General features: G+C 66.7%; 14 protein-coding genes. 6 read left to right on the top strand and 8 right to left on the bottom strand.

Going from position 1 to position 14,912, the window contains the following annotated elements; genetic code table 11:
• Positions 1–5: 5 nt before the first annotated feature.
• The gene (locus GH266_RS18940) at positions 6–1,046 is read right to left on the bottom strand and encodes a substrate-binding domain-containing protein (RefSeq protein ID WP_158195215.1); all 1,041 of its coding nucleotides are present in this window, start codon (positions 1,044–1,046) and stop codon (positions 6–8) included.
• 138 nt (positions 1,047–1,184) lie between these two features.
• Positions 1,185–2,564, bottom strand: a complete 1,380-nt coding sequence (locus GH266_RS18935) for an ATP-binding protein (RefSeq protein WP_158195214.1) — start codon at positions 2,562–2,564, stop codon at positions 1,185–1,187.
• A gap of 244 nt (positions 2,565–2,808) precedes the next feature.
• On the opposite strand from GH266_RS18935, the gene GH266_RS18930 reads away from it, so the two are divergent.
• A complete protein-coding gene (locus GH266_RS18930) occupies positions 2,809–3,417 on the top strand; it encodes a tetratricopeptide repeat protein (protein ID WP_158195213.1) in 609 nt (202 codons plus the stop codon).
• Between the two features lie 3 nt (positions 3,418–3,420).
• On the opposite strand, the gene GH266_RS18925 is transcribed toward GH266_RS18930, so the two are convergent.
• The 6 genes from GH266_RS18925 to GH266_RS18900 form a co-directional block, all read right to left on the bottom strand.
• Positions 3,421–4,131, bottom strand: a complete 711-nt coding sequence (locus tag GH266_RS18925; RefSeq protein WP_158195212.1) for a hypothetical protein — start codon at positions 4,129–4,131, stop codon at positions 3,421–3,423.
• Positions 4,128–4,613 (bottom strand): SRPBCC family protein, encoded by a 486-nt coding sequence (locus GH266_RS18920; protein WP_158195211.1) that lies wholly within the window; start codon positions 4,611–4,613, stop codon positions 4,128–4,130. Before GH266_RS18920 ends, GH266_RS18925 begins: the two co-directional genes overlap by 4 nt.
• Positions 4,614–4,676: 63 nt before the next feature.
• Positions 4,677–5,522: an ABC transporter permease gene (locus tag GH266_RS18915; RefSeq protein WP_158195210.1), complete on the bottom strand. Its 846-nt coding sequence runs from the start codon at positions 5,520–5,522 to the stop codon at positions 4,677–4,679.
• Positions 5,519–6,811 carry an ABC transporter permease subunit gene (locus GH266_RS23525; RefSeq protein WP_199270374.1) on the bottom strand — a complete coding sequence of 431 codons (1,293 nt, stop codon included), beginning with the start codon at positions 6,809–6,811 and terminating at the stop codon, positions 5,519–5,521. Before GH266_RS23525 ends, GH266_RS18915 begins: the two co-directional genes overlap by 4 nt.
• Complete coding sequence (locus GH266_RS18905) at positions 6,804–7,901, bottom strand: ABC transporter ATP-binding protein (RefSeq protein WP_158195208.1); 1,098 nt, start codon at positions 7,899–7,901, stop codon at positions 6,804–6,806. The genes GH266_RS23525 and GH266_RS18905 overlap by 8 nt, the downstream gene beginning before the upstream one ends.
• A 99-nt stretch (positions 7,902–8,000) precedes the next feature.
• Positions 8,001–9,119 (bottom strand): extracellular solute-binding protein, encoded by a 1,119-nt coding sequence (locus GH266_RS18900; RefSeq protein WP_158195207.1) that lies wholly within the window; start codon positions 9,117–9,119, stop codon positions 8,001–8,003.
• Between the two features lie 346 nt (positions 9,120–9,465).
• Between GH266_RS18900 and GH266_RS18895 the strand changes: the two genes are divergently transcribed.
• The 5 genes from GH266_RS18895 to GH266_RS18875 all read left to right on the top strand — a co-directional run bounded on the left by GH266_RS18895 (position 9,466) and on the right by GH266_RS18875 (position 14,748).
• On the top strand, positions 9,466–10,386 hold the full coding sequence (locus tag GH266_RS18895) for an MBL fold metallo-hydrolase (RefSeq protein ID WP_158195206.1): 921 nt from the start codon (positions 9,466–9,468) through the stop codon (positions 10,384–10,386).
• Between the two features lie 119 nt (positions 10,387–10,505).
• Positions 10,506–11,213 (top strand): HAD family hydrolase, encoded by a 708-nt coding sequence (locus GH266_RS18890; RefSeq protein WP_209001491.1) that lies wholly within the window; start codon positions 10,506–10,508, stop codon positions 11,211–11,213.
• 2 nt (positions 11,214–11,215) lie between these two features.
• Positions 11,216–11,932 (top strand): HAD family hydrolase, encoded by a 717-nt coding sequence (locus GH266_RS18885; RefSeq protein ID WP_158195204.1) that lies wholly within the window; start codon positions 11,216–11,218, stop codon positions 11,930–11,932.
• A 124-nt stretch (positions 11,933–12,056) separates the two neighbouring features.
• Positions 12,057–13,685, top strand: a complete 1,629-nt coding sequence (locus GH266_RS18880; RefSeq protein ID WP_158195203.1) for a long-chain-fatty-acid--CoA ligase — start codon at positions 12,057–12,059, stop codon at positions 13,683–13,685.
• A 91-nt stretch (positions 13,686–13,776) separates the two neighbouring features.
• Positions 13,777–14,748, top strand: a complete 972-nt coding sequence (locus GH266_RS18875) for a DUF1499 domain-containing protein (protein ID WP_158195202.1) — start codon at positions 13,777–13,779, stop codon at positions 14,746–14,748.
• The last annotated feature ends 164 nt before the right edge of the window (positions 14,749–14,912 follow it).

Below are 14,912 nucleotides of genomic sequence, written 5' to 3'. Positions count from 1 at the left end.
CAGTGTCAGTTCAGCGGCCCCATCGGAGTCCGGTTCTTGACCATCTCCTGGGTCTTGGCCAGCTCCGGATCGGAGACCAGGCCGTACTGAGCCAGAGGGCCGTCCGGACCGGCGATCTCGTCGGAGACGAAGAACTCGACGTACTCCTGGAGACCCGGGATAACGTCGAGATGCGCGTTCTTGACGTAGAAGTAGAGCGGACGCGAAACCGGGTACTCGCCCTTGGCGATCGCCTCGGTGGTCGGCACGACACCATTCATGGTCGCGACCTTCAGCTTGTCGGTGTTGTTCTCGTAGAACGACAGGCCGAACACGCCGATACCATCCTTGTTGGCGTCGATGCGCGCGAGCGTCTCGGTGTAGTCGCCGTCGATGTCGATCGACGCGCCGTCGGTCCGCAGCGCCATGCAGGCCTTCTCGGCGGCCTTCTTGTCGCCGTTGTTGGCAGCGGCGAGTGCCTCGAACGCACCGTTCTCCTCACAGCCGTCGATGAGCACCTTCTCGTCGAACACTTCACGGGTGCCGTGCTTGGTGCCCGGAATGAATGCGAGGATCGGCTGGGCCGGCAGGTCGGCGCGGATGTCGTTCCACATCTTGTGCGGATTGTCGACGAGCTTGCCGTCCTTGACGACCTTGGCAGCAAGGGCGTTGTGCCAATCGGCCGGCGTGAACGCGAAGGACGGGCCGTTGATGTCCGAGGCGAAGACGATGCCGTCATAGCCGATGCGGACTTCCTGGATCTCCGTCACGCCGTTGGCGGCGCAGTTGTCGATATCCGACTGCTTGATGCGCGACGAGGAGTTGGCGATGTCGATCGTGTTCTCGCCCACGCCTTCGCACAGCTTCTTGCGACCGGCGCCCGAACCACCCGACTCGACCACCGGGGTCGGGAAGTCGGTGTTCTCGCCGAAGGCCTCGGCAACGATGGAGGCATAGGGAAGAACCGTCGAGGAGCCGGCGATCTGGATCTGGTCGCGAGCGATGGCGGCGCCAGCGAAGGCGACCGAAGCGACCGCGGTCGCGCTGAGAAGAGCTTTGATGTTCACCTGACCTCTCCCTGGATTTCAGGATTTCTCACTTCCCCCGCGGACTTATTCCCGCGAGGTCGAGGGCACCCTAGTCCTGGCCCGTGATGCTTATATGAAGGTCCGGTATCAGTTTTGTGACAATTCAATGCGTTGATTTTAAACGGCTTTTTCGACTTTTTCCGAAATCTCGGCGTCTTTTGCGACAGGAAACCTAACGGTGAAGACCGCGCCCTTGCCGGGAACGCTGTCGATTTCCAGCCTCGCCTTATGCCGGGTCAGGATGTGCTTGACGATGGCGAGCCCCAGGCCGGTGCCCCTGGTTTCCCGGCTACGCGATGCGTCCACCCGATAGAAGCGCTCCGTCAGCCGCGGCAGGTGTTCGGCCGCGATGCCCGGCCCGAAGTCGCGCACGCTCATGACGAACGTGCCGCCGGCACGTGCGCCCTCGGCCGCCTGCGGCGCCAGTGCCAGCCGGATCTCCACCTTCTTGCCGGTAGCGCCATACTTGATGGCGTTCTCGACCAGGTTCTCGATCACTTCGATGAGCTCGTCCCGATCCGCCCTGACCAGGCAGGGCGCGTCCGGCGTCTCGATGTCGAGAAGAACGCCGGCCTCGTCGGCGACCGGTTTCAGCGCATCGCATGCCTGCCGCAGCAGGGATGCAAAATCGAGCACCGTCTCGGGCTGGACATGCGCCTTCAGCTCGATGCGCGACAGCGACAGCAGATCGTCGATCAGTCGCCGCATGCGGTCGCCTTGCTGCAGCATGATGGAGAGAAAGCGGTCGCGAGCGACGGGGTCGTCACGCGCCGGCCCCTGCAGCGTCTCGACGAAGCCGGTGAGCGAGGCAAGCGGCGTGCGCAGCTCGTGGCTGGCATTGGCGACGAAGTCGGCCCGCATGCGCTCCAGCCGGCGCTGCTCGGTGAGGTCCTGCAGGGTCACGAGAACGAAGCGCCCTGCTCCGCCGGCGGCCCCGGCCCGCGCGGGCTCTCCAGGCGGCGACACGAGTTCGGCGACCGGGGTGACATAGGCCTCGAGCCAGCTTTCGGTCGGCACCCGCTCGCTCCACTCGATCCGCTGCGCCGGACCGCCGGCCATGACCTTGTCGAGCGCCTCCAGAAGAACGGGCACGCGCAGGCGCAGCGAAATCGGATCGCCCGGCAGCGGATCGCCGAAACGCACCCGCGCCGCGCGGTTGACGTAGCGGGTGATACCGCGCCGGTCGACGATAAAACAGGGGTTGGGCAGCGCGTCGGCCAGCTGCTTCATACCGGTCTCCGGCCAGGGCGTCAGCGAGCGGGCCTCGCGGCGGCGGCGGGTGACCAGGAGACGGCGCGTGGGAGGAACCAGCGCAGCAAGCAGCAGGAGCGCTCCGCCGGCCGTAACCAGCAGCGGCGGCACCCCGGCGACAAAAACGGCAAGAAGCGCGACGACGGCCAGCGCGGCCAGCACCCAACGCTGCTCCGCGATGCGGTCGCGAAGCCGGCTGCGCAGGCCGGAACGCGCTGCGGGGCGCTCTGTGGTGTCGTCGCTCATTCCAGTCGCCGGTCGGATCTTTCGGTTTTCCTTCCGGCGGTTGCGCCCGCGGGCGGCGGAAAGACGCTGAGCGGAACGGCCGGAAAGGGGACGCCCTGAATAGCATGGTCAACATGACAGGCCCAAGACGGAAACCGAAGACGGGAAACAATCCGGCGGGCCGCTTTGCGAAACTCCTTGCGGATGCTATCTGCCGAACGATGCATCGCCCCGGAGGGGCCCGATGCCAGGGAGGTTTCGCACGATGACACCGGCCAAGGCGGCGGAGCTGCTGCCGCAGGCATTGGCGGCACAGGACTGGGAGACCGCGCGCAAGGCGCTGAAGCGCCTGCTGCGGGCCGATGCCGGCAATGCCTCGCTGCACTACAATCTCGGCCTCGTGCTGCGCCGGCTCGGCGATACCGACGCGGCCGAGGCGAGCTTTGCGGCCGCCCTGAAACTTTCGCCGGATCACCTCAACGCCGTGTTCGAGAAGGCGTCGGCCGCAATGGATGCAGGCCGGCACGAGACCGCGGAAGCCGGCTTTGCGCTTTATGTCGCAAAAGCCCCGCAGGATGCGGACGGATGGCTGAACCTTGCCCGGCTGCTCCTGCGCCGCGATGCGGCAAGCGAGGCGGAAGCGGCCTTCGACCGGGTTCTGGCGCTGCGCCCGCCGGGCCGGGATGCCGTGATCGGCAAGGCGGAAGCGGGATTGCGGCTGGGGCGGCCGGAATCAGCCTCGAACCTGAGAGCTCTCTTCGCCGACCTGCCGGGCGAGCGGCCACGGCTGCTGAAGGCGATGAGCCAGGGACCGCGCGGAACGATCCCGCTTTCGAGCCTCGCGCTCACCGGCAAGACACCGACCGCCGGCTGAAGATTACCGCTCGCGCGGCGCGCGGAAGCTCTTGCGGTACAGTCCCGGATCGTCCTGCAGGCCGTCCTGCACCTCCAGGTGCCGGGCGAGTTCGCCCTTGTCCATCGCCCGGATGTCCAGCTCCAGCGCCTCCCGGCGGATCGGGAAGGCCTGCGCGACCGGCGTGCCCGCCGGCAGGCGCCCGGAAAAGCCTGCATCCTGCCAGATGGCCGGGAAATGGACGAAGCCGTCGCGGTAGCGGTCGCAGTCGACGAGGCCGGCGAGCGTACGGAACGGCAGATCCTCGCGGTTGAGCGGATGGGTGAACAGCAAGGACACGCCGTCCGGCGCCTCGACCGTCCAGAAGTTGGTGAACTTCAGCACGAACTGACCATCCGGCAGCCCGAAAGGCAGCCCTTGCGCCTGTTCCGGCACATGCAGGCCGACGGGCGAGCGGGTCTGGCGTGCCGTCTGCGTGACCGGCGGCGACCAGTCCCAGGAAATCTCGCCGCCCGCGATATCGAGATCGGCGGCAAGGCGGAACATCACCCCTTGAGCCAGCGCGTCGATCAGCGGCGGGCAATGCTTGAAAGTGCGGACCTCGGCGCCGCCAAGAACGTCGCTGGCAACGAGCGAGGGCGCCGCCTTCAGCCAGTCCGGCAGACTGGCGCGGGCCGGGACCGGCTCCGGCACGTGGCCGGCCAGCTCCGGCAGGCAGCGGAAGGAAAGTTTCATCGCCGTGCCGGGCGGGCGCGGGCAGCCGCTTCCAACGCGTCGAGACAGGCCGGCCAGCCTTGCGCGGAGGCCATTGCCTCGCGATAGGCGATGCCGTCCTCGCCGTGGCGCAGGAAGTCGCCATGCACCAGTTCGATGCGGGTTCCGTCGGCCATCTGGCGGAACTCGATCATCACGCGGCTGGCGGCGGCGGGATCGGGCACCGGCTTGCGGTCGAACGAGATCTGCCAGGCAAGGCGCAAATAGAGCGGGCGCTCGATGGACAGGACCGTGCCCCACACCAGGCGCGAACCGCCGGGCAGCCGCTCGGTGCAGGCACCGCCTGCGACAGGCTCGATGGACAGGTCAGCCGCCGGATCGCGCGAGAAGGTAAGCTCGCGCGGCCACCAGTCGCCGATTTGGTCGACCAGGAGATCGAACGCCGCCTCGCGTGCCAATGGCAGCGTGCGCTGGAAGACGATGGGCCCGTCCCTGTCGGACATGTCAGCTCCCGAATGAATCGCCGGAAGAAAGAACCTCAAGGTCGCAGCCGACCGGCCCGCCCGTCAACCGTTGCCCGAGCGCCTCCTGGCCAGCACCCAGGCCGTGGCCGCAACCACCGTGATGACGACGAAGATCACGCCGATTACGTTGATCATCGGCGACAGGCCGAAGCGCATGCGCGCGCCGATCTCGGTGACGAGCGTCCAGCTGGAGCCGATCGCGAAGAAGGTGGTGTTGTAGTTCTCGATCGACTGCAGGAAGGAGATCAGCGCGGCGGTGAGCATGGTCGGCATCAGGAACGGCAGCGTGATGCGGCGGAAGACGAAGACCGACGAGGCGCCGAGGTCGAGGGCCGCCTCCTCCAGCGCACGGTCCTGGCGCTGCAGGCGCGCCATGAACATCAGCATGCAGTAGGACGCGATGAAGGCCGCCTGGGCGATGGCCGCGGTGAACAGGCCCGCCTCCATCCCGAAAGCATCGCGCCAGAAGATCATCGTGGTGGCACCGAGCACGATGCCGGGAGTGAGGATCGGCGAGACCAGCACGGTGTACAGCAGGGTCGAGGCACGCGATTGCAGCCGCGTCAGGATCAATGCGCCGGCAAGGCCGAGCGGGATCGAGATGACGATGACGCCGCCGGCGATGGCCAGCGAATGCAAGAGGCCCTGCACGAAGCGCGCGTCCTGCGGCAGCGCCTGAAACCATTTCAGCGTGAAGCCCTGCCAGTCGGTGACGGACGGCGTCGGATTGGCGTTGAACGCGGCCGCAACCATGAACATCAGCGGCAGGAACATGTAGGCGAAGAACAGCAGCAGGTAGCCGGACAGCACCGCGTCCGACCAGTCCCTGGTCCGGCGACGGCGCGGCGCTATCGCCCGGGCGGCGTGCTCTGCGGTGACGACGGTCATTTCGCGATGTCCCTGATGCCGACGCGGAAGACGGCCATGTTGATGAGAATGAACATGATGCAGGCCACAAGCAGCGCCAGCGAATAGGCCGCACCCTCGTTCCAGGAGCCGGCCTCGAAGAAGCGGCGATAGATCACCTGCGCGAACCAGTCGGGATGCAGGCCGCGGCCGACGATCTCCGGCACGGCGATGGACCCGGCGGACAGCATGAAGGTCATGATCGCGCCGACGGCGATGCCGGGCTTGGCATGGGGCAGCACCACGCGCCAATGGATGCGCCAGGTGGAGCTGCCGAGGTCGCGCGCCGCCTCGATCTGGTTCTTGTCCAGCGTGTCGATGGTGTTGTAGATCGGGAACACCATGAAGAGCACATAGGCGTAGACCATCACGGTGAACACGGCACCGTTGGACGCGACGAAGCGCACGCCCTCGCCCGCCTGCATGTCGATCAGGCCCATGAAGTCGAGGACGCCGTTGAGGATGCCCTGCTTCTCCAGGATCATCACCCAGGAAAAGATGCGCAGCAGTTCGTTGATCGCATAGGGGATCACGAGGCCGAGCATCATCAGCGCCACCTTGTTGGCGCTCTTGGCTGTGGCGGCGGCATAGGCCACCGGATAGCACACGACGAAGGACAGCAGCGTCACGCAGAGCGCATAGACGATGGTCGAGAGAAAGATGCGGAAGTGCAGCTCGCTCATGTCGGTGAAGTTCTTCGCCGAATAGCTCTCGCTGGTGCCGGCGGTCGAGGTCAACTCGGCCTCCTGTACCTCCAGTTCGGCGATGCGGGTCTGAAGACCGGCCTTCTCTTCTTCAAGCTCGGCGATGCGGGCCTCGATCTCCTCGCGCGGCAAGGTTTCCTGCGGCGCGGCGAAGGGGCTCGGGGCAACGCCCGGCGTGGGTGTCGCGGGCGATGGCGCAGAGAGCGAGGGGCTCGGCACGCCGGGGCTTGGCAGCGAGGGGGTCAGGGACGGCGAGGGAACCAGTGACGGCGACGGGGTGAGCGAGGGTGTCGGCAAGCCGCCGGAGGGGGCTGCATCGCCGGTCTGCCCGGCCGCAAGCTGGCCACTCAGGTCCCGCAGGTCCGTGTCGATGTCGAAGACGCGGGTATAGGCGCGGTCGATCTCGAGCGACAGGGTCGCCGCATCGCCCGAACGGTCGACATAGGTGAAGGCGCGCTCGATCATGCGCGCCTGCGGCAGCACGATCAGGACGGCGATCCACACGGCGGTGAGCGCCAGGAAGATCCCGGTCAGGCCCTTGCCGTAGCTCTTGACCAGGCTATTCACGGGCGAGCTCCCCGACCGCCATGACGATGGCATCGGTGGGCCGGAAGCCCAGATCCGTCTCGCCGGAGGCCAGCGAAGAGGCCGCATCGCCCGAATTCGGCAGATGGACCGTCACCGACGCATCGCCGGCCCGGCAATGCAGGTTCACGAAAGGCCCTTCCAGGTCGCGGCGCTCGATGGTGGCGCGCAGGCGGTTGCGCGGCTCGCTGCCGACGCCGTTCGCGCCGAGCCCCATGCGCTCGGGACGCACGAAGATCATGACCTCGTCGCCGACGCCGGCCTTGCCGCGCAGATGGGCAAGCATCTCGCCCTGGGGCGTGTCGACGCGCGCAATCTCGCCGTCGACCCCGGCAAGGCGGCCGCGGAAGACGTTCTGCTCTCCGACGAAGCTGGCAACGAAGGGCGTCGCCGGCAGGTTGTAGATCTCGTCGGACGTGGCGACCTGTTCGACCACGCCGCGGTTCATTACCGCCACCCGGTCGGACATGGTCAGGGCCTCGCCCTGGTCGTGGGTGATGTAGATGAAGGTGACGCCGGTCTTGCGCTGCAGGTCCTTCAGCTCGCTGCGCATGTGCTGGCGAAGCTTGAGATCGAGGGCCGACAGCGGCTCGTCGAGCAGCAGCACCGCAGGCTCGACCGCAAGGGCCCTGGCGATCGCGACGCGCTGGCGCTGGCCGCCGGACAGTTCGGTCGGCTTCTTCTCGCCCTGGCCGGTGAGCGCGACCATCGCCAGCAGCTCCTCGGCGCGCTCGCGGCGAACCTTCTTCGCCACGCCCCGCGCCTCGAGGCCGAAGGCAACGTTTTCCCACACGCTCATGAGGGGAAAGAGCGCGAGGTTCTGGAAGATCAGTGCCGTCGGGCGGGCGTTGGGACGGATGCCGGCCATGCTGGCACCGCCGATGCGCACATCGCCGGCGGTCGGGTCGAGAAACCCGGAGATCATCCGCAGGATCGTGGTCTTGCCGCAGCCCGAAGGCCCGAGAATGGAGAAGAACTCCCCGGCATTGATCGTCAGGTCGGTCGGTTGAACGGCGGTGAAATCGCCGAAGCGCATCGACACCCCGTCGAGAACGACGTCTTGTCCGTGCATTGGCCCCTCGTCTGGCACGTGGCCCGGCCCCGAAAGCACGCGACCGGAAACAAAAAGCGGATCGCGGCAAAGGGCCGCGATCCGCATGGTTCAAGCGCCTCAGGCGTTGGTGATCTTGTCCACATACTCCTCACGCAGCGTGGCGAACCACGGCGTGTCGGCCTGCCACCACCAAAGGTTGGCGAGGTTCTCGGCATTGTAGACGTCGGCGAACTGGGCCTTGTAGTTGTCGCCCGCGTATTCGGCGGCGCCGGCAACGGCCGAATTGTAGCCGGTGTTCATCGCCAGCAGGCCGGCCATCTTCGGGTCGAGCATGGCGTTGAGGAAGGCGTAGGCCTGTTCCAGGTTTTCCGAGCCCGACGGAATGCCCATGGAATCCATCCAGGTGATGCCGCCTTCCTTGGGCATGCGGTACTTCCACTTGGCATCCTCGCGGTTCAGCAGGAGGCCCGTGGTATCCCACGTCTGGCCGATGGTCGCGCCGGCCTGCTTGAACGCATTGGTCGCCTCGGTCGCGTTGTTCCAGAACGCGGCGATGTTGGCCTTGCGGTCGATGATGAACTTGGCGCAGGCGTCCCACACGCGGCGGGCATCTTCCTCGGTCTTGTAGACATCGAGCATGCGGTTGGACTTCACCTCGCCGGTGGCGTCCAGGTAGAGGCCGACGCCCATGATCACCGACTTCTGGCGGAAGGCGGCCTTGCCGGCAGCTTCCGGCGACCACATGGTGCCGTAGGAGACGTCGTCGGCGTTGAACTGGCTGCTGTCGAGAGTGATCGCCTCGGTGCCCCAGTTGAACGGCAGCAGCATGCGCTTGCCGCGATAGGTGCCGCCCAGCTGGACGCTATCGCGCAGCATGGACGGGATCAGCTTGTCGAGCGCGAGCTTGCTCTCGTCGACCGGCTGCAGCAGGCCGTCCGGATAGTAGTTGTTGCCATTGGTGATCGACGGGAAGATCACGTCGAAGCCCTTGCCGCCGGCGGCGCGCAGCTTCTGCTCGGCCTCGTCGTTGGAGCCGTAGGTCGACAGGTTCACCTTGATGCCGGTGTCGCCCTCGAACTTGTCGATCATGTTCTGCTGGATATAGTCGCCCCAGGCGAAGACGTTGACCTGGCCGGACGAGGCCAGTGCGTCACCGGCCTTCAGAATGGCCGGGGCAGCAAGCAGGGTCGAGGCAGCTGCGGAGCCCTTGAGCACCGAACGGCGGGAAATGGACATGTCGGACCTCTCCGTTTCATTGGTCTTGCGAGCGGCGACGGAATGGCGGGTCTCCTCCCCGCATCGCTTGCTCGGCCATAGGTCAGTTTGACAACGTTAGTATGACACGGAAGGGTGTGACACTGGCCAACCAGCCGGCGCGACCGGAGCACGACGGGCTCCTCGCGCGGCACTGTTCAGCAACACCGCCCCTCGCATGCGGGACTGACGTTATGGGTGCAGAAATGATCTTTCAACCGAAAGATTAGCCGGCTGCGAAGCAATCGACGAGCTCGCCGCTCACTTGCCAGGCCCGACTTTTTCCGCAAGGGCAAAGGCGAAAAACAGAAACGGACCCCCAAAAGCTATGGTTTCCCTGCGACATGATCGGGACTTCGACCCGCGCCACGGCGAGGTGGTCGAGATTTCAGCAGCGGTACGCCGCCTCACGGCCCCCAACCGCGGCCCCTTCACCTGGCACGGCACGAACAGCTACCTGATCGGCCGCGACGAGGTGGCGGTGCTCGACCCCGGCCCCGCCGACCCCGACCACGTGCGGGCGCTCATGGCCGCTGCCGGCGCGGACCGCATCTCGGCGATCCTCGTGTCCCACACCCATGTGGACCACTCGCCGGGCGCCCGGCTACTCAAGGAGATGACCGGCGCCCCGCTGATCGGCTGCGGTCCGCACCGGGCGGCGCGCGCCCTGCTGCCGGGCGAGACCAATCCGCTGGATGCCAGCGCCGATACCGACTACGCGCCCGACCGCGAATTGCGCGGCGGCGACAGCGTCAGCGTCGACGGGCTCACCCTCACAGCAGTGGAGACGCCCGGACATACCGCCAATCATCTTGCCTTCGCCCTGGACGAGGGCCGAGTGCTCTTTTCCGCCGACCATGTCATGGCGTGGTCGACCTCGATCGTCGCCCCGCCTGACGGCTCGATGAGCGCCTACATGGCCTCGCTGGAACGGCTGTCGCAGCGCAACGATGCCAGCTATCTGCCGGGCCATGGCGGCGCGGTCGCCAGTCCGGCAGACTATGTGGCCGGTCTCGCCGCTCACCGCCAGGCGCGGGAGAAGGCGATCCTCGACCGGCTCACCGCCGGGGACAGGACGATCCCGGAGATGGTCGCGACGATCTATGCCGATGTCGACCGCTCGCTGCACGGAGCGGCAGCGCTTTCGGTGCTGGCGCAGGTCGAATGGCTGATCGAACGCGGGCTGGTCGGCCTCGCCGCCGGCGAAGGCCCGACCCTGACGCTGGTCAGCCGACTGGAACTTGCCTGACCGACACACCGTGACCAGCGCCGCGCTCCATCGCCTTTGACGGGCGGCGGGGAACGTGGCATGTGACGGCGGAATGCGGGCCCATGCCCGCCGGACACCTCCCACCGAACGAGACCTCAATGCGCATCAAGGCCGTATTGTTCGACCGCGACGGAACCCTGACCGACTTCGACAGCACCTGGGGCCCCGCCATTTCGCTGGTGCTGAAGGACCTGGCGCGCGGCGACGAAACGCTTCTGGCGACGCTGCAGGAACTCGCCATGTTCGATGTGGCCGAGGCACGGTTCACCGGCCCCTCCATCCTCAAGGTGCAGTCGCCGAAGGACTATTCGGCCGGCTGGGCGGAGGTGATCGGCGAGCCGGACCCGCAGGCGATGCTGGAGCGTATCGAGACGATCCTGCTGGACCATTGCGACCGCACGGTCACGCCGTTCGACAGCGTGGTGGACACGCTGACCGCGCTGAACCTCAGCGGCATGCCGCTCGGCATCGCCACCAACGGAACCGAAGCCTCCGCGCGCAAGCAGATGCAGGCACTCGGCCTCGGCGAGGCGTTCGGCTTCCTTGCCGGCTACGACAGCGGCCACGGGTCCAAGCCCGAGCCCGGCCAGCTGCTTGCCTTTGCCCGCCATGTCGGCCTCGAGCCGGGCGAGATCGCCATGGTCGGCGACAGCCTGCACGACATGCATGCGGCAAAGGCTGCCGGCATGATGCGCATTGCGGTGACCACCGGCGCGATCCCGCGCGAGCGGCTCGTCGGAGAGGCGGATCTGGTGATCGAGCGCATGTCCGAACTGCTGCCCGTGGCGCTCGGCAGGGCAGCCTAACGATGACACCCGTGCGCGCAGTGCTGTTCGACAAGGATGGCACGCTGATCGACTTCCAGAACACCTGGGCGCCGACCTTCCACACGTTGATGAGCGAGCTTGCGGCCGGTGATCGGCTGAAGGCAGAGCGGCTGGCGGCGGCCGCCGGCTTCGACCTGGAGGCCGTGCGCTTCGAGTTGGACTCGGTGCTGATCGCCGGCTCCAACGACGACATCGCCGATGCCTTCGCGGAGATCCTGGGTCTTTCCGACCCCAAGGCCCTTGCCGAGGACATCAACGCCCGCATCGGCGAGATGAGCCTGCCGCACCTCTCTCCGTTCGACGATCTGGTGCCGGCGCTCGACCGGCTCGCAGGCCACGGGCTGGCGCTCGGCATCGCCACCAACGACGCGGAGGCCTCGGCGCTGGCGCAGCTCGACGCGCTCGGCCTGACCCAGCGCTTTGCCGCGGTGATCGGCTTCGACAGCGGTCACGGCGCCAAGCCCTCGCCCGGCATGGTCTCCGGCTTCTGTGCAGCCCTCGGCCTCGACCCGCAGGAAGTTGTGATGGTCGGCGACAGCCTGCACGACATGCATGCCGGCCAGGCCGCGGGAACGCGAACGCTGGCGGTCACCACCGGCACCGTCGGGGCCGAGGTACTGGCCCCGCACGCGGACCACGTCGCCGCGTCCTTGAGCGCCGCCATCGACTGGATCGAGACGCTGATCGTCCGAGACTGATCGCCAGAGACCGAAAGCCGCTGCCGCTGGACAGGCCCCCGGTCGCCGGTGCTATGCTTCTCCACAAGAAAAGCCTCGCCACAAGAGGCACTTGCCGGAGAGGAAACAGATGCCAGAGCCGAGGATGACCGGTCTGATGCAGGACTGGTCGCTGACCTGTACCCGCATTCTCGACCATGCCGCGCGCAACCACCCGGAGCGCGAAATTGTCTCGCGATCGGTCGAGGGGCCGATCCACCGCACCACCTACAGAACGTTGCGCACCCGTTCGCTGCAACTCGCCAAGCGGCTGCAGAAGGCCGGCATCCGCGAGGGCGACCGCGTGGCGACACTTGCCTGGAACACCTGGCGGCACATGGAAGCCTGGTACGGACTGATGGGCATCGGCGCCGTCTACCATACGGTCAACCCGCGGCTGTTTCCCGACCAGATCATCTGGATCATCAATCACGCCGAGGACCGGTTCCTGCTGGTCGACCTGACCTTCCTGCCGCTGGTGGAAAAGGTGCTGCCGCACCTGACCACCATCGAGCAGGTGATCGTGCTCACCGGCGAGGAGCACCTGCCCGCAACCGGCTTCGATGCCGTTCCCTACGAGGAGTGGCTCGCCGAAACCGACGCGGACTTCGCCTGGGTCGAGCTCGACGAGAATGCGGCGGCCGGCATGTGCTACACGTCCGGCACGACCGGAAACCCGAAGGGCGTCGTCTACTCGCACCGCTCCAACGTGCTGCATGCCCTGACCGCGGCAACGCCCGACATGCTGGGGCTGTCCTCCCGGGATCGCGTCATGCCGGTGGTGCCGCTGTTCCATGCCAATGGCTGGTCGCTCGCCTTTTCCGCGCCGATGTCCGGGGCAGCCCTGGTCATGCCTGGGCCGCGCATGGACGGCGAGGCCCTGTGGGAGCTCCTCGACGCGGAAAAGGTATCCCTGACCGCCGCGGTGCCGACCATCTGGCTGATGCTGCTGCAGCACCTGGAGGCGAGCGGGCGCACGCTCCCCTATCTGGAGCGGGTGGTGATCGGCGGGTCCGCCTGTCCACGGGCGATCACCAAGGCGTTCGAGGAGATTTACGACGTCCGGGTGCGCCATGCCTGGGGCATGACCGAGATGAGCCCGCTCGGCTCGGTCTGCGCGGCCCGGCCGGAAGTGGCGGATCTTGAGGGCGAAGCCCTTCTCGACCTGCAGGAGAAGCAGGGATTTGCGCCCTTCGGCGTCGAAATGAAGGTCACCGACGACGAAGGCAGGGAGCGGCCCTGGGACGGCAAGACGTTCGGCCGGCTGAAGGTGCGCGGCCCGGCGGTGGCACGAACCTATTTCAAGGAAGAGGAGACGCCGATCCTCGACGACGAGGGCTTTTTCGACACCGGCGATGTCGCCCATATCGATGCCTTCGGCTACATGCAGATCACCGACCGCGCGAAGGACGTGATCAAGTCCGGCGGCGAGTGGATCTCAACCATCGACCTGGAAAACCTCGCCCTGCTGCATCCGGACGTGGCGGAGGCCGCCGTCATCGGCGTACCGCACCCGAAGTGGGACGAGCGGCCGCTGCTGGTGGTGGTCGCCAAAGAGGGGCGCACGCCTACCGAAGAGGCGATCCTCAAGGTGCTGGAAGGGCGGATCGCCAGTTGGTGGATGCCGAACGCGGTGGTCTTCGTCGACGAGATCCCGCACACGGCGACGGGCAAGATCAAGAAGACCGCCCTGCGCGAGCAATTTGCCGACTTCCGCTTTGCCGACACCGGCTGATCGACGCAAGGCGGTTCGCATTCGGCTCCGGCCGTGGTAAGCGGTTGGAACGAAACGCGGTCGACGTCACAGGGAAGTTTCCGCCCGCCGCATGCGCAAGATCCTGCCCCCCTTCCGGTCGCGGCTCGCGGCAGCAAGTCTCCAGTTCGGGCGGCTGGCCCTGCCCGTGCTGGTGATATCCGCGCTGGTGCACCGGGCCGACATCGTCACGACCCCGCAGTTCCTTGTGCTGCTGACGCTCGGCCTGTTGCTGGGCGCGCTGGCCTGCGGCTCGGCGCTGGCCGCCGGCCTGGTGCTTTGGCAGCGCGGCGGTCATGGCTGGGCCAAGGCGGTGCGCGGCTTTCTCTACGGGCTGATCGCGCTCTCGCCGGCCTTCGTCGCGCTTTATGCCTTTGCGATCTATCCCCGTCTCGCCGATATCAGCACGGACACGGCAAACCCGCCGCAACTGGCGAGCGGGCGCCCCTTCACCAATGGCGAATCGCAGGCCTCGGCCTATCCCGACCTGGTATCGCGGCGCTTTCGCATCCCCCCGGCCGATCTGCACGAGGCAGCACTTCAGGTCGCCATGCGCAGCCGCTGGACGGTGACCGCGGAACTGCCGCCAGGCATGCCGGACGACCCCACCCGCTTCCAGGCGGTCGCAACCTCGCTCGTCTTCGCCTTTCGCGACGAAATCGCCTTGCGCATCCTGCCGGATCCGGTCGGCGCCAAACTCGACATCCGCTCCGCCTCGCGCTTCGGCGCGCATGATCTTGGCGCCAACGCCAATCGCATCCGCAGCTTCTTCGAGGATCTCGACGCCGTGCTCGTTGCTGCCTACGGCACGCTCGAGCCGGTGGAGGAGGACGAGGAACTGCCGCCCGACCTGCCGTTGCTCGATCCCAATGCCCAGCAGCGCGAAGACGGTCCCCCGCCACTGCCCGGCACCAAGCCGGAATCGCAGGAACCGGAGGAAGCCGAAACCATCGGCAGCGAGGACCGTGCGCCGCTGGAGCAGTTGCCCGACGATCTGTCGGAAATTTATGAGGAAGACCGCCGGGATGCAGCGCCGGCACAGTGACGCCTTTTCGATATCGTCACCCTCTTGATTTCATGTCTTCTTTGGAGAAGAGAAAAGCCTGCTCGCTCATCTTTGAGCCGTTTCGACGGCAGCGAAAAATCGCGAAAGGTTACAGGGCGTTAGGAAGTGTGACTGGCATCACAGCCTTTTCTTGCGGCATCCTT

The organism is Stappia indica (assembly GCF_009789575.1).
In the GTDB taxonomy this organism is placed as follows: domain Bacteria; phylum Pseudomonadota; class Alphaproteobacteria; order Rhizobiales; family Stappiaceae; genus Stappia; species Stappia indica_A.
Note: the sequence above shows the minus strand (reverse complement) of the source record. Positions and strands in the feature narration are given on the sequence as shown.